The 21,199-nt window shown below is 70.4% G+C and carries 19 protein-coding genes; 7 read left to right on the top strand and 12 right to left on the bottom strand.

Going from position 1 to position 21,199, the window contains the following annotated elements:
- Positions 1-71: 71 nt before the first annotated feature.
- From FHN55_RS24305 to FHN55_RS16075, 3 genes are all read right to left on the bottom strand, one after another.
- The gene (locus FHN55_RS24305) at positions 72-320 is read right to left on the bottom strand and encodes an FGGY-family carbohydrate kinase (RefSeq protein WP_373995746.1); all 249 of its coding nucleotides are present in this window, start codon (positions 318-320) and stop codon (positions 72-74) included.
- Between the two features lie 204 nt (positions 321-524).
- Positions 525-1,622 (bottom strand): SIR2 family protein, encoded by a 1,098-nt coding sequence (locus FHN55_RS16080; protein WP_139713342.1) that lies wholly within the window; start codon positions 1,620-1,622, stop codon positions 525-527.
- 303 nt (positions 1,623-1,925) lie between these two features.
- Positions 1,926-2,384 (bottom strand): MarR family transcriptional regulator, encoded by a 459-nt coding sequence (locus tag FHN55_RS16075; protein WP_180357889.1) that lies wholly within the window; start codon positions 2,382-2,384, stop codon positions 1,926-1,928.
- A gap of 113 nt (positions 2,385-2,497) precedes the next feature.
- Between FHN55_RS16075 and FHN55_RS16070 the strand changes: the two genes are divergently transcribed.
- The 7 genes from FHN55_RS16070 to FHN55_RS16040 all read left to right on the top strand — a co-directional run bounded on the left by FHN55_RS16070 (position 2,498) and on the right by FHN55_RS16040 (position 10,914).
- Positions 2,498-3,907, top strand: coding sequence for an MFS transporter (locus FHN55_RS16070; RefSeq protein WP_180357888.1), 1,410 nt, complete (start codon positions 2,498-2,500; stop codon positions 3,905-3,907).
- A gap of 44 nt (positions 3,908-3,951) precedes the next feature.
- Positions 3,952-4,431 (top strand): cupin domain-containing protein, encoded by a 480-nt coding sequence (locus tag FHN55_RS16065; protein WP_139713339.1) that lies wholly within the window; start codon positions 3,952-3,954, stop codon positions 4,429-4,431.
- Positions 4,432-4,727: 296 nt separating this feature from the next.
- The gene (locus FHN55_RS16060) at positions 4,728-6,164 is read left to right on the top strand and encodes a glycoside hydrolase family 1 protein (RefSeq protein ID WP_139713338.1); all 1,437 of its coding nucleotides are present in this window, start codon (positions 4,728-4,730) and stop codon (positions 6,162-6,164) included.
- Between the two features lie 200 nt (positions 6,165-6,364).
- Positions 6,365-8,305, top strand: coding sequence for a glucose PTS transporter subunit IIA (locus tag FHN55_RS16055; protein WP_139713337.1), 1,941 nt, complete (start codon positions 6,365-6,367; stop codon positions 8,303-8,305).
- A gap of 68 nt (positions 8,306-8,373) precedes the next feature.
- Positions 8,374-9,252 (top strand): PRD domain-containing protein, encoded by an 879-nt coding sequence (locus tag FHN55_RS16050; RefSeq protein WP_180357887.1) that lies wholly within the window; start codon positions 8,374-8,376, stop codon positions 9,250-9,252.
- Positions 9,253-9,359: 107 nt separating this feature from the next.
- Positions 9,360-10,082 carry an SDR family oxidoreductase gene (locus FHN55_RS16045; RefSeq protein WP_180357886.1) on the top strand — a complete coding sequence of 241 codons (723 nt, stop codon included), beginning with the start codon at positions 9,360-9,362 and terminating at the stop codon, positions 10,080-10,082.
- Positions 10,083-10,140: 58 nt separating this feature from the next.
- A complete protein-coding gene (locus FHN55_RS16040; RefSeq protein WP_139713334.1) occupies positions 10,141-10,914 on the top strand; it encodes an SDR family NAD(P)-dependent oxidoreductase in 774 nt (257 codons plus the stop codon).
- A 65-nt stretch (positions 10,915-10,979) separates the two neighbouring features.
- Here the strand turns inward: FHN55_RS16040 and FHN55_RS16035 are convergent, their stop codons facing one another.
- The 9 genes from FHN55_RS16035 to FHN55_RS15995 all read right to left on the bottom strand — a co-directional run bounded on the left by FHN55_RS16035 (position 10,980) and on the right by FHN55_RS15995 (position 21,040).
- Positions 10,980-13,307 (bottom strand): xanthine dehydrogenase family protein molybdopterin-binding subunit, encoded by a 2,328-nt coding sequence (locus FHN55_RS16035; RefSeq protein ID WP_139713333.1) that lies wholly within the window; start codon positions 13,305-13,307, stop codon positions 10,980-10,982.
- Entirely contained in the window at positions 13,304-13,981 is a 678-nt protein-coding gene (locus FHN55_RS16030) for a (2Fe-2S)-binding protein (RefSeq protein ID WP_139713332.1), read from the bottom strand. Before FHN55_RS16030 ends, FHN55_RS16035 begins: the two co-directional genes overlap by 4 nt.
- Positions 13,978-14,841, bottom strand: coding sequence for a xanthine dehydrogenase family protein subunit M (locus FHN55_RS16025; protein WP_139713331.1), 864 nt, complete (start codon positions 14,839-14,841; stop codon positions 13,978-13,980). The genes FHN55_RS16030 and FHN55_RS16025 overlap by 4 nt, the downstream gene beginning before the upstream one ends.
- A gap of 9 nt (positions 14,842-14,850) precedes the next feature.
- Positions 14,851-16,305: an NAD-dependent succinate-semialdehyde dehydrogenase gene (locus FHN55_RS16020; protein ID WP_139713330.1), complete on the bottom strand. Its 1,455-nt coding sequence runs from the start codon at positions 16,303-16,305 to the stop codon at positions 14,851-14,853.
- 113 nt (positions 16,306-16,418) lie between these two features.
- On the bottom strand, positions 16,419-17,114 hold the full coding sequence (locus FHN55_RS16015) for a histidine phosphatase family protein (protein ID WP_139713329.1): 696 nt from the start codon (positions 17,112-17,114) through the stop codon (positions 16,419-16,421).
- A complete protein-coding gene (locus tag FHN55_RS16010; RefSeq protein ID WP_139713328.1) occupies positions 17,107-17,400 on the bottom strand; it encodes a putative quinol monooxygenase in 294 nt (97 codons plus the stop codon). The genes FHN55_RS16015 and FHN55_RS16010 overlap by 8 nt, the downstream gene beginning before the upstream one ends.
- A gap of 78 nt (positions 17,401-17,478) precedes the next feature.
- A complete protein-coding gene (locus FHN55_RS16005) occupies positions 17,479-18,321 on the bottom strand; it encodes a fumarylacetoacetate hydrolase family protein (RefSeq protein WP_139713327.1) in 843 nt (280 codons plus the stop codon).
- Positions 18,322-18,329: 8 nt separating this feature from the next.
- A complete protein-coding gene (locus FHN55_RS16000) occupies positions 18,330-19,196 on the bottom strand; it encodes a PEP/pyruvate-binding domain-containing protein (RefSeq protein WP_218974732.1) in 867 nt (288 codons plus the stop codon).
- A gap of 44 nt (positions 19,197-19,240) precedes the next feature.
- Positions 19,241-21,040 (bottom strand): PEP-utilizing enzyme, encoded by a 1,800-nt coding sequence (locus FHN55_RS15995; RefSeq protein ID WP_139713326.1) that lies wholly within the window; start codon positions 21,038-21,040, stop codon positions 19,241-19,243.
- Positions 21,041-21,199: the final 159 nt, after the last annotated feature.

Raw genomic sequence — 21,199 nt, 5'->3', positions numbered from 1 at the left:
GACTGGTTCAACCACCGGCGCCTGCACGGCGAGCTGGGCCTGGTCCCGCCGGTGGAGTTCGAGGCCGGCTACTACGCCAGCACCGCTGGCATCAGCGTCCCAGCTACCGTCGAGGCGTTAGTTCCGAGTCTCTGACAGACACGGGGCGAGACACGGAGGTCCCGCAAACCACCACGCACCTGGCCGGCGGGCCACGCCTGGACGAGCAGGCTGCCCATGGCCGTCGCTTCGACGGGCCCGGTAACCACAGTGAGCCCCGAGCAGTCGGCGATAGCCTGGCGTAGCAGCACGTTCAGGGCGCCTCCCCCCGCGACGTGCACGGTGCTGGCCCACTCCGACCGGCCGGGCGTGAGCGCGACTAGGTCTGCTTTTTCGTCGTTTCCCGGGGCGCGTTGAGCTGCGCGACCACAGTGTCGGGCAGGGTGGTAGCTAGCGCAGTCTTGGGGTGGCCAGCCTCGCACTCCTCTGATTCCTTCGGTGAATCAGTCAGACCCCTGCCCAGACCGACTGAGCGAGCTGGGTCACTATCGGGACCGGCGTACGTGCTCGATAAATCGACCCCACTCACTCAGCCTTGGATGACTGCGGCCATCGTCCAAGAATCCCGAGAAGCCAAGCTCACTCGTCGCCGTGTTGCCGGAACTTAAGTGAGGGCTGAAGTTTCTAATGGTCTCGACTCCTGCAGAGATGCGACTGTCTGCCTTGTCCACAACGAAGGCACGGATGTCCTGGTAGCCGGCGGAGCGCAGGTTAGTTCTAGCAAGTTCCTTGAACGCCGCCTCTGAGGCGCGCCAGCCGATGATGAGCAACGTGTCGACTTCGACCATGCGCTGTGCCAGGTCTCGTTCATGGCCATCAGGGAGCAGGAAAGCGTCCTTGCTAGTGATAGGAATGGCAATAGCCGGCGCGATCACTTCCGGTGGTTCCCATCCAGAACCTAATTTGGCCTCGTCATACATCAATACGGCACTCTTGCGAGTCGTGTCGAGGTGCTCGGCGGATTTGACTGACGCAACGTGCATGTAGGGCGATCGCGACGGAACATTCTTCGACAGGGGGATGGCATCCACCCAGTCCACGGATCCGTGCGGCTTGAAAATTGCTATGGGTGCATTGATGTAGGAGTCTGTATTCGAGAAGCGATAGGAAAACCGGTTCGCGATCGCGGATTCCAACAAGTTGTCGTAGTTGAAGGTGACGAAGGTGACGCGGGATCCAGAGTCCAGCGAGTAGTCGTGGAGCCGGGTTACGAGGTCGAGATAGTTCGTGGCCCCCGCCGTGGCGGCGGAGATCGGAGCCGTAGACCCGATGATGATCTCTCGGAGGTAGAAGCGAAGAGCGAGGACGTCCTGTAGATACATGGGGTCCCGAGTCTCCTCGGCCCTCTGGACCACACGGTTGAGCGCTTCCTCCACACCGCCGCCTAGAGGCGCCAGACGGCGCATTCGCTGAACGATGGACAGGGCCTGAGGCACCCGTCGCAGCACCTCGACGAAGTCGCTCCGCTCGTCGAACAGTTGAGCCGCCAACGGTGGGCGGGCAACTCCGAAACGATCAGCCCGTTCCTGCTCGAGGCAGTCATAGGTAGCACCTGCTCCGAGGATGACCATCACATCGCCCACACCGACTCCTCGCGCGTGACGTTCCGCGACCTGCTGCTTGCAACCTAGGGGCGACCCCCGACAGCTCAGCGGGCGCGCACCACGGGTTGCCCGTCACGCCCAACCGAGCGGCCAGCCCCTGCAGTGATGCGGCCTTGGCGTCCTGCCACCTCCCGTTGTGCCAGCAGGCACACGAGGAGGCCCCAAAGAGACTTACGGTCACTGCAGCGCTGAGCGCTCTGCTCGCGCCACTCAGCCGGTCGTTGATGCGGCCGGCGTTGCTCCCGACGCGGGATCAGCTAGAGGCCGGGGATCGGACAGCGATCAGCGTGCTCGACGGGCCTCCGACTCATTGACCGAAGCGGTCGCCTCGGCGATTGCAGCGACTGCCCGATCGATCGCTTCGATCATCACGTCGTACTCCGGGTGGTCCTGTGCACGCAGGCGATCACCGAGGGCGTCGAGGTAGTCCCAGTGGTACCGCCTCAAGCAGGCGACACCCTCATCGGTGAGCCGGACCAGCACGATGCGCTTGTCGTCGGGGTCCGGCGACCTGTCCGTCCAGCCCGCCGCGTCGGTCTCTCTGAGCAGGCGGGTCATGTTCGGGATCTGGACCCGCGCCCTCTCCGCGACGTCGGTCACCCGGGCGCGCCCACCGAGCTCTTCGAGAGCGAAGAGCAGGTACAGGTGGGCTCGTCGCAGTCCGTCGGGTAGATCTCGGTAGACGGCCGCACCGCGCCCTGCCCGGACGAGCGCGTCAACCACCTGCTGAGCCGTCGCCACAGCCACCTCCTTCGTCGCCCCATGCTACCGCGATGCCGATTTCAGATAGGTATGTAAGATAGTTATCCGTCATACTGACTAAGGGAGGGGTGATGTCTGTCCAGCAGCATGAGGTGAGCAGCTCTGAGAGCGTGCTGGCTCCGCGGTACAGAGTCCTGGCCCTGGGGCTCGTGACTCTGGTAGCTGCCGCGGCGTTCTCACGCCTCGGCGTGAGCACGGCTTTACCGGCAGCGGCCGACGAACTCGGAGGGCTTGCCCTCTACGGGTGGGTCTTTACAGCGTTCACGCTGGCCAACGTGGTCGGGCTGGCGGTCGCGGGACCGATCTTCGACCGGTACGGCATCGTCCGGCCCCTCGCCGTCGGCACGCTCAGCTTCGCCGGCGGTCTGCTCGTCTCGACCGTGGCCCCCTCCATGGGGGTCGTCGTGCTCGGCCGCGTCCTTCAGGGCCTGGGCGCCGGCGCCCTGTCGGTCGCGGCGTACTCGGCCATCGGCAAGGGCTTCCCCGACGAGGTCCGCCCCAAGATGCTCGCACTTAACGCCAGCGCGTTCACGGTCCCGAGCCTCGTGGGTCCGGTCCTGGCTGGGCTGGTTGCCGAGAACCTCACGTGGCGGTGGGTCTTCGCCGTCCTCGCGCCTCTGGCCCCGGTGGCTGTGCTCCTCGTCCGAGGACCGCTCGGACGCGTCGACCGGGAGCCAGCCGACAGCGGCCGGGCCGCCCTGACGGTCACTGCACGCAGCGACGCTCCCACCCCGCTCGGTCGGCTCGGTGGAGGGCTGGCCCTGAGCGCCGGACTTGGAGCGGCCCTCGTCGCACCGAACCTGCCGGCATGGCCCGCAGTCGTCGCCCTCGTGATGGGCGTGCCCTTTGCTTACCTCGGCGTCCGACGGGTCCTGCCCCCAGGCACGTTGGGGGTGCGCCGCGGGCTGCCCACGAACGTCGTCTTCGCGGCCGCGCTGTCCACAGCCTTCTTCACAGCGGACCTGTTCATCCCGCTCGCGCTCACGAGCCTGCGAGGCACCAGCGCGCCACTTGCGGGGACCGTCCTGACGGCCGGGATCATCGGCTGGACGGTCGGCGCCTACGCGCCCGCCCGACTCGTCAAGAGCGGGATGAGCAAAGGTGCTGTCGCCCGACTAGGGGCATCGCTGGTCATCGCGGGCCTCGTGGTCATCGCCGCCGTCGCCCTCAGCCACGTCCCCGTCGCCATCGCGGCGGGAGGCTGGGTCGTTGCCGGGCTCGGCGCCGGCGCCGGGTTCACCACCAACTCGCTCGCCGTCCTGGACGACGCCGACGGCGCGGTCGGCAGCGCCTCCTCGCAGATGGAGCTGGGCAACCAGGTCGGTGTCGCCGTCGGCACCGGGCTGGCCAGCGGGTGGGTCGCCGCCAGCGGCACCTCGACGGCAGGGCTTGCCGGGGTCTTCCTGGTGGCGGGAGTAGGCGCGCTGCTCGCCCTCCTGGTCACCACGAGGTTCGCCCGAGACGAGCAGCCCCGGCACAGCAGCATCCAGACGCAGTACTGAGACCCAGCACTCGACAGCACCTCACTGGAAAGGGAGCACCGACCATGACCAGCCACGACTCAGGACCCCGTCCGAACACCTTCGACATCGAGGCGGCCACCCGCGAGAACGAGCACTACCGCTCCGTCGTCTGGACCGGGAAGCACCTGCAGGTGACCCTCATGTCGATCCCGGTGGGCCAGTCGATCGGGTTGGAGGCCCACCCCGAGACGGACCAGTTCCTCCGCGTGGATGCTGGGCAGGGCCGCTGTGTCATGGGACCGGCCGAAGACCAGCTCGACCTCGAGCAGGAGGTCCGGGACGGCTGGTCCATCCAGGTCCCGGCCGGGACCTGGCACGACGTCATCAACACCGGCGACGAGCCGCTGCAGCTCTACGCGGTCTACGCCCCGGTGCACCACACCCCCGGGCTCGTCCAGGCGACACGGGATGACGCCGAGCGCGACGAAGAAGCCGGCGTTGACGAACCGCCGGCCTGGAGCGTGCAGCCCGAGGCGGGTGCTCCCGACCAGCACGCCAGCTGAGCCCAGCGCACCGTCCCCCCCGCAGGCGTCATCGGAACGCCTGCGGGAGGGCACCCGGCGCGTCCCGCTCAAGCTCAGGTCACAGCCATCGACGACCGCTGGCAGCAGCAGGTCTCGGCGGACCGCCCTGGGCCTGGCACTGCCGGGCCTGGCACAGTCTGCTGGCACTGGCAGGGCGGTTCGCTCCCCCGGATCGAGGGCGCGACGCCCGGGTGCCAGCACCATGAACGCGTCTCGCCGCACAGCAGGACCCCAAGGGGTCGGCTGCTGGCACGACACCACGGAGGCACCGGTCCATGTCCACGGCGGAACGACGGTCAGGCTTCCCGCAGGGATTCCTGTGGGGAGGAGCCGTCTCGGCCAACCAGGTCGAGGGCGCCTGGGACGAGGACGGCAAGGGCCCGTCCATCCAGGACGTCCTGCCAGACGGCCTTGTAGGACAGCGGACCGCCGCACCGGTGGAGCCCAACCTCAAGCGCGTGGCCATCGACTTCTACCACCGCTACGAGGACGACATCGCCCTGCTGGCCGAGATGGGCTTCACCGTCTTCCGGTTCTCGATCGCCTGGAGCCGCATCTTCCCGCGCGGCGATGAGAGCGAGCCCAACGAGGCCGGCCTGGCGCACTACGACCGGGTCATCGACACGTGCCTGGCCCACGGCATCCAGCCGATGGTCACGATGTCCCACTACGAGACCCCGCTGCACCTCGCCGAGCAGCTCGGGGGCTGGTCGGACCGCCGGATGCTCGCGCACTGGGAGCGCTACGCCCGCACCCTGCTGGAGCGCTACGGAGACCGGGTCAAGTACTGGCTGACGTTCAACGAGATCAACTCGGTGCTCCACGCGCCCTTCGCCTCCGGCGCCATCACGACACCGGCCCACGAGCTCAGCGACGCCGACCTCTACCAGGCGATCCACCACGAGCTGGTGGCGAGCGCAGCCGCCACCAGGCTGGCGCGTCACATCGCACCGGAGGCGCTGGTCGGCTGCATGGTGCTCGGAACCCCGACGTACCCGTTGACGCCTGACCCCCGCGACGTCATGGCGGCGATGACCACCGACCGAGCCAGCCTGGCGTTCGGCGACGTCCACGTGCGCGGCGAGTACCCCGGATACTTCCTGCGGACCCTTCGTGAGGCGGGGGTCCACCTCGACATCACCGAGGAAGACCGCGTGCTGCTGCGCGAGAACACCGTGGACTTCGTCTCGTTCAGCTATTACGTCAGCGTGTGCGAGACCGCCGACCCCGCTCGGCGCGTGACCGGAAGCGGCAACATCTTCGCCGGCGTCCCGAACCCCACGCTCCAGGCCTCGCAGTGGGGGTGGCAGATCGACCCGGTGGGGCTGCGCGTCATCCTCAACCAGTTCTGGGACCGGTGGCAGAAGCCGCTGTTCATCGTCGAGAACGGCCTGGGAGCCGTCGACGAGCTGGTCGAGGTCGATGGTGAGCTGACCGTGCATGACGACTACCGGATCGCCTACCTCAACGACCACCTGGTCCAGGTCGAGGAGGCGCTCGCCGATGGCGTCTCACTGCTCGGCTACGCGACGTGGGGCTGCATCGATCTCGTCAGTTCCAGCAATGCCCGGATGAGCAAGAGGTACGGGCTCATCTACGTGGACCGCAACGACGACGGATCGGGCACGCTCGCTCGCTACCGCAAGGACTCGTTCCGCTGGTACGCGGAGGTGATCCGCAGCAACGGGGCGAGCCTCGAGCGCCACCGCTGACGCGGACGTCCAAGACCTCGCAGGACGAAGTGCTTGACCAGCGAGGAGGCAACGGCTACTGTCTCCCGCGACACCAATGACTGGTGTTCAGGATTGTGACCGCCTCGGCGGGCAAGACCTGATCCGCGAGCTGCTGCAGCTCGTCGGGTCAGGTCTTTTTTTGTTCCTCGGCGCAGTGAAGCGTTCAGACAGGAGAAGGCATGTCCACCACCACGAGCACCACGCAGCTGGCGGAAGAGATCGTCCGCCACGTCGGCGGGCGCGAGAACGTCAGCACCCTCGAGCACTGCACCACCCGCCTGCGCTTCACGCTGCGCGACGGCCAGCGCGCCGACAAGCAGGGGCTCTCGACCACCCCGGGCGTGATCTCAGTGGTCGAGCGCGGAGGGCAGCTGCAGGTGGTCGTCGGCAACGCCGTCGCCGACGTCTACCAGGCCATCGGCTTCTCCCCGGCCAGCGGGGGCTCCTCCAGCGCGGCGACGACTGCAGGCGACGATCGCTCGGCCGGCCGTCGAGCGGCCGACCGCGTCTTCGACTTCGTCTCGGGCACCTTCTCGCCGCTGCTGTGGGCCCTGGTCGGATCCAGCATGATCCGGGCGGCGCTGGCGCTGCTGACGCAGTTCGGGTGGCTGTCGGCGGAGTCCTCGACGCACGCGGTGCTCTACGCCGCCAGCAACGCCGTCTTCTACTTCCTGCCGATCTTCGTCGGCGTGACAGCGTCGCTCAAGCTCGGCGCCAACCCCTACGTCGGTGGCGTGGTGGGCGCCGCCCTCCTGGAGCCCACCTTCACCGCGCTCGGCACGACCGGTGACACCAGCTCGTTCCTCGGCCTGCCGATGGTGCTGATGTCCTACTCCTCGCAGGTGTTCCCGGTGATGATCGCCGCGATCTTCCTGTCGGTGATCGAGAAGGCCCTGCGCCGCGCGCTGCACAAGAACCTCCACCTCGTGCTGATCCCCTTCGTCAGCCTCATGGTGGTCGTGCCCGTGACGATGCTCGTCTTCGGTCCGTTCGGGGTGTACCTCGGCCAGTGGATCGCCGACGGCATCGAGCTGCTCAACTCCACCAGCAGCATCCTCACCGGGGCGCTGATCGCCGGCTCGATGCTGTTCCTCGTCACGCTCGGCCTGCACTGGGCCCTGGTGCCGATCATCCTCGCCAACCTCGCCGCGACCGGCACCGACACCATCCTGGCCGGCTGGGCGGGCTACAACTTCGCCCTCGTCGGCGTCGCCGTCGGCGTCCTGCTGTCCAGCAAGGACACCGAGCTGCGCGCCGCGGCCGGAGCCGGTGCGGCCTCCGGTGCGCTCGCCGGCGTCTCGGAGCCGCTCGTCTACGGCGTGGTGCTCCGCTACCGCCGCCTCATCCCCGTTCTCGTCGTGGCCGCGGTGGTGGGCGGCGCCCTCAACGGCGCCTTCGGCGTCAAGGCCACCGGGTTCCTCTTCCAGAACGTCTTCACCATCCCCGGCTTCCAGCCCGTGAGCGGGTACCTCGTGGGCATCGGCGCCGCGTTCGCCCTCGGCGTGGTGGGCGTCTTCCTGCGCGGCCCCGAGAAGCGCTCGGCTGGCGCCGGCACCTCAGGCACGTCGTCGACGACGGCCGCGGTCGCCCCGGCGGCCGCCGCCCCCATCTCCGCCCCGACGTCGCCCCAGGTCACCCCGAGTGCGGGTAAGGGTGATGGCCTCGTGCTCAGCCCCCTGTCCGGCCGCGTGGTACCCCTCAAGGACGTGCCCGACCCGGTCTTCGCAGGCGGTGTGCTCGGCGCGGGCGTCGCGGTGCTGCCCACCACCGGTGAGGTGCGAGCCCCCTTCGCCGGCCGGGTCGTGACGGTGGCGCGCACCGGGCACGCCATCGGCCTCGTCTCCGACGAGGGCCTGGAGCTGCTGGTGCACATCGGCATCGACACCGTGAAGATGGGCGGCCGCGGGTTCTCCCCGCGGGTGACCAAGGGCGACCTCGTGGCCGCTGGCGACCTGCTGGTGGAGTTCGACCTGGAGGCAGTCCGCTCAGAGGGCTATGACCTGGTGACCCCCGTGCTGCTGACCGCCACCAAGGACCCCGCCGCGCTGCGCGACGTGGCCACTGGCGAGATCACCACCGGCTCTCCCCTGCTGCGGGTGGCCAGTACCGTCTCGCACTGACGTCACAGCCGCCGACCGGGCAGGAGCGCGATGCGCCCCTGCCCGGTCGTCCAGGAGGGGCGATGACCATGAAGGTCGACCGTGTCTTCAACAACAACATCATCCGCGTCATGGACGGCGGCACCGAGACCATCCTGACCGGGCTCGGTCTGGGCTTCCGGATGCGTCCGGGCGACGTCGTCGACGAGTCCAAGGTCGAGAAGCGCTTCGTGCTCGAGCCGGAGGCGGGAGGCTCCATCGTCGGAGCCCTCGTCGCCGACCTGGCCTACGAGGTGCTCCAGCTGGCCGACGCGCTCGCCACCACAGCGCACGAGCGGCTCGGGGTCGAGCTGACGCCACGGGTGCACTTCGCCCTGGCCGACCACCTCAGCGCCGCCCTGGAGCGGTCCCGCGCCGGGCAGCGCATCGAGAACCCCCTGCTGTGGGAGGTCCGCAGCGCCTACCCCACCGAGTTCGCCGTGGCGCTGGAGATGCTCGACCAGGTCAGCGCGCACGCACACGTCACCCTGCCGCTCGATGAGGCGGGGTACCTCACGATGCACCTGGTCAACGCGACACTGACCGGGAACATGGAGGCGACGCTGCGCGCCTCCGAGACGGTGCGCGAGATCATCGCCATCGTCGCGCGGCGCGTGGGAATCGCTGCGGCTCCGCAGTCCAACGACTTCCTGCGCTTCGTCACGCACGTGAAGTACTTCGTGCAGCGCCTGGAGGACGCCGCGCCCCTCAGCGGCGCCCACGCGGAGGTCTACGAGATGCTCCGCGCGAGCGACGAGGAGGTCAGCGCCGCGGCGATGGAGGTGGCCGAGTACGCCACCGATCGCTACGGCGGCGAGGTGACCTCCGAGGAGCTGCTCTACCTCATGCTCCACATCCACCGCGTGAGGAGGGCGCGGCCGGCCGCTCCTGGATCCGGCAAACCGATCTCAACTATCGATAATGGATGACCCGCCCTAGCCTGGACGCCAGCGGGGTGGCCCCCGGTGCGCTGAACCCCTCGTGGTCAGCCGGAGCCCCACGCACCCGACGACGTCCAGAAGAAGAGGCGACTCCCATGACCCGAGACCTGACCGGCCGCACGTCCGTGGTGATCGGCGGCACCAGCGGCATGGGCCGCGCCGTGGTCGACGCCCTGCTCGCCGCAGGCTCGACCGTGGTGACCACGAGCCGCGACCCCGAAGGCAGCTCCGCCGCGGCGGACCTCAAGGCCGCCGGCGTGCGGCTGGTCCGGGCCGACGTCACCACCCCCGACGGTCTGGACGAGCTCGTGGAAGCCGTCCCGACCGTGGATCACCTGGTGCTCAGCGCCGCGGGCCTGACGTACCGCCCCTTCCGCGACTTCCCCGCCTCGGACGCCGCCGGCACCGTCGACGGCAAGCTCCTCGGGTACTGGAACGCCGTGCACCGCCTCGCGCCGGCGCTGAGCGAGCACGCGAGCGTCGTGCTGTTCTCCGGAGTCGCCTCGGTGCGCCCCGGCCCCGGCACCGCCGCAGTGACCGCGGCCAACGCCGGCGTCGAGGGCCTCGGCCGCTCCCTCGCAGTGGAGCTGGCCCCCGTGCGCGTCAACGTGCTCAACCCGGGGGTCTTCGAAACGGCGTCGTGGGCGCACATGGAGGAGAAGGAGCGCGAGGAGTTCTACGCCGAGACGGCCTCTTCGCTGCCCGTGGGGCGGATCGGCCAGCCCGAGGACGCCGCTGACGCCGTGCTGTTCCTGCTCACCAACCCGCAGGTCACCGGAACCGTGCTGGACCTCGACGGCGGAGCGCGCCTCGTCTGAGCCGTCCCAGCACCGCGCAGGGCCAGCACTCGACCAGCGATCGATCCGAAGGGCGGACATGGGACGCACGACCTACGACTTCACCGGTGCGGTGGTGCTCGTCACCGGCGGCGGCACGGGCATCGGGCAGGCCATCACGCACGCCTTCCTCGACGCCGGCGCCACCGTCGTCATCACCGGCAGGCGCAAGGAACGCCTCGAGCAGGCGCTCAAGGGATACCCGTCAGACCGGGCCGTGGCGCGGGTGGCCGACGTCTCCGACGGCGCCCAGGTTCGCGCGCTCGTCCAGGGCGTGGTCGACGACCTCGGCCACCTCGACGTCGTCGTCAGCAACGCCGCCGCCTACGCCTCCGGCGAGATCACCGACCTCGACGACGAGGAGTGGGCCGCCCTGCGCGCCACCAACGTCGACGGCTTCTTCCACCTCGCCAAGGCCACCCTCCCCCACCTGGAGCGCTCCGGCGGCAACCTCGTCGCGGTCTCCTCGGTCTCCGGTGAGCGCGGCGACTGGGGCCAGTCGGCCTACAACGCCTCCAAGGCCGCCATCACCAACTTCGTCAGGTCCCTGGCGCTGGACTGGGGCGGACGCGGGGTGCGGCTCAACGCCGTCGCCCCGGCCTTCACCCGCACCGAGCTGACCGCCGGCATGGGCGACGACGAGGAGTCCCTGGCGCCGTTCATCAACCGGATCGCCCTCGCACGCCCCGGGGAGCCGGAGGACATCGCCCCCGCCGTCCTCTTCCTGGCCAGCGAGGCCGCGGCCTACATCACCGGCGCGGTGCTGCCGGTCGACGGCGGCACCAGCGCCTCCACCGGCCAGCCGCACGCCTGAACCACCCCGCCCCGGCGGAGGGGACCCCGTGGGGCCAGCGGTCACCCGCTGGCCCCACGGTCGTCTCACGAGGAGCTCACGCGCTCCTGCACCTGGTCGCGCACGGCGCGCCAGACCCGCTCGGGCGTCATGGGGAGCTCGGTGAAGACGGCGCCGGTCGCGTCAGTGACCGCGGCCGACAGCGCCGGGGCGGTGCACAGCAGCGCGCCCTCGCTGACGCCCTTGGCGCCGTGCGGTCCGGGTCCGTCGAGGTTCTCCACCATCCCTGTCACCAGGCGGAGCGGCACGTCCTTGGTGGTCGGGATGCGGTAGTCCAGAGCCCCGAGGTTCCTGATCCGGCCGTGCTCGTCGAGGATGACGTGCTCCATCAGCGAGTGGCCCAGGCCCATGATCGCGGCGCCCTCGTCCTGCATCTCTACCTGGAGCGGGTTCAGCGCCTTTCCGACATCGCTGACGGTGACGTGCTGGTGCATCAGCACCTCCCCTGTCTCGACGTCCACCTCGACCTCGAAGGCCGTGCAGTTGAACTCGAAGAACGCCGGGGTACCACCCAGGGGGTGGTCGGCCATGTGCGGCTTGCGCATCCGGCCGTTGCCGATCAGCTCGCCGTTCCAGCGTCCCAGCCCCACCCGCACGAAGGCCGTGATGGGCAGCGACTCACCGGGTAGGTGCACGGTGCCGCCCTCGACGCGCACGTCGTCCTCGTCCACTCCACGCAGATCGGCGGCCAGCTCTCGCAACTGGGCGTGGATGTCGTCGCAGGCGCGAGTGATGGCCGTGCCCATGAACACGGTCGACCGGCTGGCGGAGGTCTGCAGGTCGAAAGGGACGACGGCGGTGTCACCCATGACCACGGTGACCTTCTCCAGCGGTGCACCGAGCTGGTCCGCCGCGAGCTGGGCGTAGATGGTGCGGGCGCCCTGGCCCATGTCGGAGGTCCCGGCGTAGACGATGACGCTGCCGTCGGCCAGCAAGCGGACGGTGGCGTTCGACAGGCCCGTGGTGGCGCCGGACTTGATGCCGACGGCGATGCCGCGCCCCCGACCGGGAGGGGTGGGGGTGTTCCAGCCCAGCAGGTCAGCGGCCCTGCGCAGAGTCTCGGGCCAGTCCCCGTCAGCCGGGAAGTCGTCCTTGACCACCTCGTCCCCGCGCCCGGCGAGGTTGAGCATGCGGATCTGCAGGCCGTCGAGGCCGAGCGCGCGCGCCCCGGCGTCCATCTGCGACTCCACGGCCCAGTTCATCTGCGGGGTGCCGAAGCCGCGGAAGGCGGTGGACGGCGTGGTGTGCGAGAGCACCGCCCGGCCCCGGATGCGCGCGGTGGGCACGCGGTAGGGGCCGCACGCCAGGTAGGCGCTCTTGGTCATGACTCGCTCGGCGATGTCGGCGTAGGCGCCGATGAGGTACTCGGCGTCCAGGTCCTGGAAGACCAGGCGTCCCTCCCGGGTGAAGCCGGTCCGCACGTGCACGCGGGTGGCCGCCCGGCGCACCGCCTGGAAGGTCTCCTCCAGGGTGAGGATGAGCCGGCACGGCCGGCCGGTGCGCATGGCCAGGTGGATCAGCACCGGCTCGAGCTTGGGGTTCTGCTTGCCCCCGAAGCCGCCGCCGGGGTCCGGGGCGAAGACGCGGACCTGCGTGAGGGGGCGGTCGAAGAGGTCCGCCATCATCTTCTGCAGGAGGTAGGGGTGCTGCACGGGGCTCCACAGGCGGATGCCGTCGTCGGGGGTGACGTCGGCGATGAAGCCGTGCGGCTCGATGGCGAAGTGCGTGACCATCGGGAAGCGGTAGGTGTTCTCAACCACGACATCGGCGCCGCGCTCAGCCTCGTCGACGTCGCCCCAGCCGTAGTGACGCTCCTTGAGCACGTTGGTGTGCGCCAGGGGGTCTCCCGCGGGACGCACGTGCGGTGCCTGCACCAGCGGCGCACCGTCTGCCAGCGCCGCCTCGACGGTGGTGACCGCGGGCAGCTCTTCGAACTCCACGCGGACGAGCGCGACCGCCTGCTCGGCGATCGCCTCGGTCTCCGCGGCCACGGCGGCGACGGGTTCGCCGTGGTAGCTGGTCTCACCGTCGGCGAGGACCGGTCGGTCCTGGTAGGCCGGCCCGAAGCGCGGCACCGGCTGCGGCAGGTCGGCAGGGGTCAGGACGTCGACCACTCCCGGCAGGGCGAGCGCGGCGCTGGCGTCGATGCTGGTGATGCGCGCCCGTCCGACGTCGAGGGTGACGAGCTTGACGTGCAGCATCCCCTCCAGCCGGATGTCGGCCACGAACTGCTGGGTGCCGGTGACCCGCTCACGTCCCCCGATGCGGCGGGCGTGGGTGCCCACCGAGGGGCCGTCGCTGACCGCTGACCCCGCCCCGGTGGTGACGCCGGCGCCTCCCTCTCGCGTGCTCATGACCGCACCGGCCCGCCCTCGGCCGCGGCGGTCCGCGACGCGGAGGACGGGTGCTTGTCCAGGTCGTCATCGAGGTCGCCGTGGGCCGGTTGCTCGGCGGCCTCGGCCGCCGCGACGGCCGGCGCTGCGGCACCTGAGCAGCCACCGGCGCCGGTGCCGCACTGGCGCCGGGTGCGCTCGGCCGCGTCCAGCACAGCGGCGAACATGCGGTTGTAGCCGGCACAGCGGCACAGGTTGCCCGACAGCCCGTTGCGGATGTCCTCGATGTCCGGGTCGGGGTTGCGCTCGATGATCGCCTGGGCCGAGACGACCATGCCGGGGATGCAGAAGCCGCACTGGACGGCGCCGTGGTCGAGGAAGGCCTGCTGGACGTGGTTCAGCTCCCCGGAGGGCGCGAGGCCTTCGGCGGTGATGACGTCGGAGCCGTCGACCTCGACGGCCAGGACCAGGCAGGAGTTGACGGTCCGCCCGTCGACGCTGACGGTGCACGCACCGCACTCCCCCACCGCGCAGCACTGCTTGGACCCGGTCAGGCCGCAGCTGTCGCGCAGCGCGTCCAGCAGCGCGGTGTGGGCGGGCACGCGGATGGTGTGGGGAGTGCCGTTGACGCGCAGCTGCACCTGGTGGTCCTCACCAGTCGGCGTGGCGGTGGGCGGCGCGGTGGTGGGGTTCACTGCGGTGACTCCCTGAGTCGGGTGGTGGCTGAGGCCAGTGCGCGCCGGCTGAGGACGAGCAGCATCGCCGCGCGGTACTCGGCGGTGGCGCGCACGTCGGTGATGGGTGAGGCGTGGGCGGCCATCTCGGCCAGCACAGCGTCCTTGGCGCTCGGTGAGGATTCGGGGTCGATGAGCGTGCCGCTGGTGTCGCGCACCAGCAGCGGGCGCGGCGCGACGGCGCCGTAGGCGAAGACGACCTCGCCGTCCTCGCTGGCGCTGCACGCGAGGTTGATGGTCGCGAGGTCCACCCCGCGGCGTCGGGTGAGGCGGGCGAAGGCGCTGCCGCGGGGGTGGCGCGGAGCCGGCAGTCGCATCCCGACGACCATCTCGTCAGCGGCGAGCTCTGTGCGCCGGGGCCCAGTGATGTAGTCCACCAGCTCCAGCTCGCGACGTCCCGCAGGTCCCTGCATGACGACCGAGGCCCCGTAGACCGACAACGGGGGAACCGTGTCGGCCGCCGGGGACGCGGTGCAGCTGTTGCCGGCGATGGTGGCGCGGTTGCGGATCTGGATGGACCCCACGATGTTGGCGGCCTCCACCAGAGCCGGGTAGTGGGCGCGCACCCGGGGGTGGGCGCCGACCTCGGTCATCCGGGTCGTGGCGCTGATGTGCAGCCCGCCGTCGTCGGTCTCGGTGATGCCCGGGGCGAGGTCGTCGAGGCGCTTGATGTCGATGAGCAGGTCAGGTCGCACCTTGCCGTCGCGCAGCCCCACCGTCAGGTCGGTGCCCCCGGCCAGGTAGCGGGAGTCGGGGTGGTCCTGGCGCAGCTGGAGCGCCTCGGCCACTGAGCCGGGGCGCGCGTAGCGGAAGGGCAGCACGGTCGTCCGTCACTCCGTGGCGGGGCCGGTCGGTGCAGCGCCGGCCCCGACGTAGTAGGTCCGGGCGTTGGTGAACTCCACGGCACCGGCAGACCCAAGTTCGCGTCCGTACCCGCTGCGCTTGGTGCCGCCGAAGGGCAACCGGGGGTCGGAGGCGACGACGGCGTTGACGAACAGGGCCCCGGAGGTGATGCGCTTGCCCACGGCCAGCGCAGCCTGCTCGTCGCGGCTCCAGACGCTGGCGGCTAGGCCGTACCGGGTGGCCTGGGCAACGGCGACGGCCTCGTCGTCGTCCTCGACGACCGCGACAGCCGCCACCGGGCCGAAGGTCTCCTCAGCCATCACCGGCACGTCCGGGCTCACACCGACGACGACGGTGGGGGCGTAGAACGAGCCGGGCCGGTCCAGGCGGTGCCCGCCGGTCCGGACCTCGGCGCCCTTGGCCACGGACTCCGCCACCTGGCGGTCCAGGGCGTCCAGCAGGTCCGCGCGGGCCATCGGTCCCACCGCGGTCGCGGGGTCGGACGGGTCACCCACGGTGAGGTCGGCGACGGCGGCGGTGAAGCGCTCGATGAAGTCCTCCGCAACGTCGCGGTGGACGATGAAGCGCTTGGCCGCCAGGCAGCTCTGCCCGGAGTTGATGAAGCGGGCCTTGACCGCGGAGGCGACGACGACGTCGAGGTCGGCGTCCGCGCGCACGACGAAGGGGTCCGAGCCGCCCAGCTCCAGCAGGCTCTTCTTGATGCTGCGTCCCGCGGCGGCGGCCACCGCTGCACCAGCGCGCTCGCTGCCGGTGAGGCTGACGGCCGCGACACGGTCGTCAGCCAGCAGGGCCTCGGTGGCCGCCGGGACCTCCGGCTCGGCGATGACGAGGGTGCGGAAGGCCTGCTCAGGGGCGCCAGCCTCGCGCAGGAGCCGCTCGACGGCGAGCGCGCAGCCCGTGACGTTCGGGGAGTGCTTCAGCAGCGCGGTGTTCCCCGCCAGCAGCGTGGGGGCCGCGAAGCGGAAGACCTGCCAGTAGGGGAAGTTCCACGGCATCACCGCCAGGACCACGCCGAGCGGCTCGTAGCTGACCCAGCTGCGGCGCGCGCCCGTGCTGACCTCCTGGTCGGCGAGCACCTCGGGCCCGGTCTCGGCGTAGTACTCGCAGACCCAGGCGCACTTGTCCACCTCGGCCAGCGCCTCCCCGACCGGCTTGCCCATCTCGGCGACCATGAGCTCGGCAAGGGGTTGGCGTTGCTCGCGCAGGAGCACAGCGGCCCGGGCCAGCACCTCGGCGCGCTCAGCCAGCGGACGGGCGGCCCAGGCGGGCTGGGTGGCGTGGACAGCGGCCAGCACATCCTCCACGTCGGCGCTGGAGTGCGTGGGGTACGTCTGCAGCGCCTCCCCCGTGGCGGGGTTGACCGTGGTCAGGCTCAGGCTGTCGTTCCGGCCGGTGCTGCTGGTGGTGGTCGTGGTGGTCATCGCTTCTCCCGGGTGCTCGGCGCGGTGCGAGGGGATTGCTCACTCGGCCGCGGGCTGTGGTCTTCGGAGTGCTCAGCGCTGCGGGTGCACGCGCTCGGTGGAAGGACGGCGACTCACCCGGGGGTTGCGGCAGAGCCGGTGGGCGCCTGCAGGAGCGGCCGCAGGTGGACGGTGCGGTCGACTTCGACGCGCCCCTCCAGCCCGGCCACCCAGGCGGGCTCGCCGGCGTCCTCGCCGGTGACGTCCCGCAGGCAGGCGCGCAGCACGGGTGAGTGGGTGACGCCGACGGTCAGGACCTCGGCCGGCAGGTCGGCCAGGCTCGCGGCGAAGCGGCGCACGCGTCGGACCACGTCGTGACCGTCGTCCCCGGGCGGTGACGGGTGGTCCAGCCACCAGCCAACCCGGTCACCGGAGACCAGCCACTTCTCGTAGAAGGCGCTGTTGGTGACGGTCTCGACATCCAGGTCCGGCACCTGGGCCGTGAAGGCCTCAGCGCTGGAGACCATGTCGACCCGGGCGCCTGCCAGGTACAGGTCGGGGTTGCGCAGGCCAGCAGCCACCTGAGGTCCCAGGACCCGCGCTCCGGCGGAGCGGGCGCCCTGCGCGATCGCCTCCGCGGTCTCGCGGGTGCGCCGGGTGCTGCCGCACAGCAGGTTCAGCGGCAGTCCGCGCTCGGCCAGGTGCCGCCCGACCTCGCGGGCGGTCACCAGGCCCTCGTCGGTGACGGGGACGTCACCTCGGTGGGACGCGACCTGGCCGTGCCGCAGCAGCAGGAGCTGCTGCGGCACGGCCGAGGGCTTCTCAGACATCGATCGTCTCGTAGGTGGCTACCTCGCGGGCCTCGAGGTACTCGATGGCGTAGCCGAAGACGTGCTTCTGGAAGTGCTCGGTGGCCTTGTGGTCGTCGTAGGCCTGCGCGGAGGTGTACTGCTCGTAAAGGAAGAACTTCGTGGGGTCCTCCGGGGAGACCTGCGCCTGGTAGTACAGGTTGCCCGGTTCCTCGCGCGAGAGCGGGGTCATGGTCTTGATGACCTCCTGGATGCGCCCCTCCTCGCCGGGCTTGGCCTTCCAGATGGCTGCGACGACGAATGCCATGGTGCGGGTCCTCTCGATCGGTGTTCGTGGTGTTCCTCCCGGCCGTGTGCCGGGCGCGACGGCTGGTGCCGTCAGGTCTCAGGGCCGAGGGCCGACCGTGTTGCGCAGGACGCCGATGCCCTCGGCCTCCATCTCGATGACGTCCCCGGGCTGCACCCAGCGGTCCAGCTCCAGGCCGGAGCCCCCGGCGGCGGTGCCGGAGCCGAAGACCTCCCCGGCGCGCAGCGTCAGGTCTCTGGACGTGTACGCGATCATGGCCGCGAAGGTGTGGTGCATGTGGGCGGTGGTGTCGGACCCCCACACCTCCCCGTTGACGCGGACCGTGAGCTGCACGCCGCTGGGGTCGAGCTCGTCGGGGGTGGCCAGGCACGGGCCGAGGATGTTCGCCCCGTCCCAGTCCTTGGCCTTGCCCGGGCCCATGCCGACCGGCAGCTCGCGGCGCTGGGTGTCGCGGGCGGACAGGTCGTTCCAGATCGTGTAGCCGAAGATGTGCGCCTCGGCGTCCTGGGCGCTGATGTCCTTGCCGGGGCGTCCGATGACGGCGGCGAGCTCCAGCTCGTGGTCGAGCTGGTCGCTGTAGCTGGGCCAGGGGATCTGCGCGTCGGGCCCGATGACCGTGTCTGGCAGGCCCTTGTAGCAAGCCGGCACCTCGTACCACTCAGCGGGGATCTCCCGGTTCAAGCGGCTGTAGGCGTTCTTGAGGTGGCCCTCGAAGGCGAGGAAGTCGCGCAGGCTGCGGGGACGCAGCGGTGCCAGCAGCGTGGCCCCGGGCACCTCCCGGGTGTCGCCCTGCGGCGCACCGGCCTCGATGAAGGCGACCATGTCGCCCTCGAAGCCGGCGTCCACGACGGACTGGCCGTCCAGGAAGCCGACGCGCGAGGCGTCCCCGAGCTCCTCGGTGGTGTAGGTGACGTACCGCACGCCGGGCCTCAGACCGTGGTGATGGGGCGGGACTGCAGCAGGTACAGCTTCCCGTCCTCGTCGAAGGCCCACTCGATGTCCTGGGGGCAGCCGTGCAGGTCGGCCAGCTGGTTGCCCAGTGCAGCCAGCTGCCTGGTCTCCTCCTCGACGAGCACGGGCTCGGCCACGGCCTTGGTGCGCTTGATGGCGCCCTTGCGGTCCAGGGCGAAGTGGTCAGGCGTCATCTCACCGTTGACGACGTTCTCCCCCAGTCCCCACGCGGCCTCCACGACCATCCGGTCGCGGCGCTGGTGGACCGGGTCGACCGTGAACATCACCCCGGACTTGTGCGACTGCACCATCTCCTGCACGACGACGGCCATGGCGACGTCGTCCAGGGAGCCCTTCTGGGTGCGGTAGAAGATCGCCCGGTCGGTGAAGAAGGACAGCCAGCACTCCACGACCTTCTCCAGCACGTCCGGGAGCCCGGTGACGTTGAGGTAGGTCTCCTGCTGGCCGGCGTAGCTCGCACCCTCGGAGTCCTCGGCGCACGCCGAGGAGCGGACGGCCACCGGTCCGGTGAGCGCGGCGAAGGCCTGCTCGATGAGCTCCCTCGGCGGGTGGGCGGCGGCCACGATCTCTCGTGCGCCGGCCATGTCCGAGGCCCTGCTGCACCGGCGCAGCGCCTCTTCGTCCACCGCCGCGGCGAAGGCCGCGGAAGTGATGACGAACCCGGCCGGGACGGGCAGGCCCTGCGCGGTCATGGTGGCGAGCGAGGCCCCCTTGCCTCCGCTGAGAGGCACCTCGATGGCGCGTGCGTGGTCGAAGGGCAGGACGAGCGGCAGGTCTTGGTGGACGACCTGGACCCCGGGGTCCGGCTGGGAGGTGGAGACCACCAGCTCGCTCCTCTCGGTCGTCGGGGAGGTCGTGGGCGAGGTGGTCACAGCGAGGCCGCCGCGAGGGTGGCGTTGGTGGCCGAGGAGGCCTGGGGGTCCTCCCCTGCTCGGCTGAGGACCTCGACCTGTCCGGTGGAGCCGTTGACGCGGATGCGGTCGCCGGTCTGGATGCGCCGGGTGGCGTCAGAGGTGCCGACCACGGCGGGCAGCGAGAACTCGCGGGAGACGACGGCGGGGTGGGAGGCCATGCCGCCGGCGTCGGTGACCAGGCCGCTGATCTTGGTGAAGAGGACCACCCAGGCCGGCGAGGTCATGCGGCACACGATGATGTCGCGGCGCTGGACCTGGTCGAACTGCTCCGGCGAGAGCACGACGCGTGCGGTGCCCTCGACCACGCCGCTGGAGGCGGGCAGCCCGACGACGATGTCGTCGGACTCCGACGGCTTGCGGTCGATCTTCTCCGGGAAGGCCCACAGCGCCCAGTAGGGGAAGGCGAGCGCCTCCTCGGTGGCGGTGCCGACCCAGTCGCGGGGGCGCACCTCGTAGGCGTCCTCGCGCTCGTCGCGACGGTCGGAGACCAGGTCGGCGACGTCGCCGGGGTAGCCGCCGGCCATGACCACCCGCAGCTCGTTGTAGCGCAGGTACATGACGTCCTCGGGGTCGGACAGCACGCCGGCCTCGACGAGCTTGCGCCCGATGGCGATGAGGACCAGGCGGACCCGGGCGTTGGTGCCCTGGTCGATGTAGAAGTGGTGGTCCGGGGTCAGCGGGTTCATCTTCAGGCTCAGCGCCAGGGCCGCGCTCAGCTCCTCGCGCGCCGGGCCCTCGGCCACACCTTCGAGCACCTCGGCCTTGGCGGCCTCGAGGTCGGCGGTGACGGCGGCGAGCTCGGCGGGGAAGTCGTAGTCGGTCTCCAGGTACCCGCGCACCGCCTCCACGATCGGGGCGGGCTCCTCGCGCCAGGTCTTGAAGGAGAACTCGTGGGCCCACATGGACTTGTAGCCGTAGACGGCCTGGTAGGGCTCCAGCTGCTCGGCGATGAAGGCGCGGCCGGCCTCGGTCTCGCGCAGAGCGACCAGCACGTCGGTGGCCGTCGCCTTGCCGAAGGCGTCTGCGACCTCGCCGCCGTCGTTCTTGACCTTCTCCTTGATCTGCCACAGCTCGCGCAGGGAGTCCCAGTTGCGGTTCTCCGTGGAGCTCTGGAGCCGGCCCATGAGAGCGGAGTGGTCTCCTTCGCCGCGGGCCTTGGTGATGGCGGCGTTGAGCGCGGTCGTGGAGGAGAACTGGGCGAAGTTCAGCACCCAGTGGATCTGCCAGTGGCGGTCGTGGACGTCGATGGCGTCCTCGAGCAGGATCGCCAGCTCCAGCAGGCTGGCGCCGTCGTAGTCGTAGCCGTCGAGGCGCTCGAAGTTGCGCTCGATCTCCGGGCGCAGTCGGCCGCGCCACCACTCGAGGAAGTTGTCGGCGTAGTACGGCAGCGTCCAGCCGAGGTAGGAGCCGATCTGGTTGGCGTACTCCGGGTCGACCGGCACACGAGGTGTGTAGCGGGCGCCGTACTCGAAGCCCTCAGCGGTCAAGCCCGCCTTCGCCGGGATGGCGGCGGTGTAGACGTAGCCGTTGATGACCTTGACCAGCCAGTCGCTGGCGAAGGGCGTTCCGAAGCGCCGGAACATGTAGTCGCACTTGAGCCACCACCCGCCGATGTCCGCGTACATCGGGGAGACCGGGTTGGGGATGTGCAGGTCGTCGTGGACCCAGAACAGCTCCTCCTGCCCGTCCTCCCACGTGATGGGGAAGGACTCGTCACCGAAGAAGGTCGCTCGGGGCGTGCTGGTGTCGCTCATACCCACTCCATCGTGGTCGGGCCGGCTGCGAGCCGGGTTCACCGATAGCCGAGTATCGATAATCACCAGGGCGCTGTACGGCTGTCAAGGGGTGGATCTCGCGAGCTCGGCACCCTGCAGGCGGCCAGGGGGGAGCCGTCGAACGGGCACCCTCCTGAC

The sequence above is a fragment of the Streptomyces sp. NP160 genome, assembly GCF_006335115.1.
Lineage (GTDB): Bacteria > Actinomycetota > Actinomycetes > Actinomycetales > Quadrisphaeraceae > Quadrisphaera.
Note: the sequence above shows the minus strand (reverse complement) of the source record. Positions and strands in the feature narration are given on the sequence as shown.

What these genes read in the sequence shown, in the direction of transcription:
- FHN55_RS16065 (WP_139713339.1), top strand. Translation starts at nt 3,952, where the DNA reads ATGACCAGCCACGACTCAGGACCCCGTCCGAACACCTTCGACATCGAG.
- FHN55_RS16060 (WP_139713338.1), top strand. Translation starts at nt 4,728, where the DNA reads ATGTCCACGGCGGAACGACGGTCAGGCTTCCCGCAGGGATTCCTGTGG.
- FHN55_RS16055 (WP_139713337.1), top strand. Translation starts at nt 6,365, where the DNA reads ATGTCCACCACCACGAGCACCACGCAGCTGGCGGAAGAGATCGTCCGC.
- FHN55_RS16050 (WP_180357887.1), top strand. Translation starts at nt 8,374, where the DNA reads ATGAAGGTCGACCGTGTCTTCAACAACAACATCATCCGCGTCATGGAC.
- FHN55_RS16045 (WP_180357886.1), top strand. Translation starts at nt 9,360, where the DNA reads ATGACCCGAGACCTGACCGGCCGCACGTCCGTGGTGATCGGCGGCACC.
- FHN55_RS16040 (WP_139713334.1), top strand. Translation starts at nt 10,141, where the DNA reads ATGGGACGCACGACCTACGACTTCACCGGTGCGGTGGTGCTCGTCACC.
- FHN55_RS16035 (WP_139713333.1), bottom strand. Translation starts at nt 13,307, where the DNA reads ATGAGCACGCGAGAGGGAGGCGCCGGCGTCACCACCGGGGCGGGGTCA.
- FHN55_RS16020 (WP_139713330.1), bottom strand. Translation starts at nt 16,305, where the DNA reads ATGACCACCACGACCACCACCAGCAGCACCGGCCGGAACGACAGCCTG.
- FHN55_RS16015 (WP_139713329.1), bottom strand. Translation starts at nt 17,114, where the DNA reads ATGTCTGAGAAGCCCTCGGCCGTGCCGCAGCAGCTCCTGCTGCTGCGG.
- FHN55_RS16010 (WP_139713328.1), bottom strand. Translation starts at nt 17,400, where the DNA reads ATGGCATTCGTCGTCGCAGCCATCTGGAAGGCCAAGCCCGGCGAGGAG.
- FHN55_RS15995 (WP_139713326.1), bottom strand. Translation starts at nt 21,040, where the DNA reads ATGAGCGACACCAGCACGCCCCGAGCGACCTTCTTCGGTGACGAGTCC.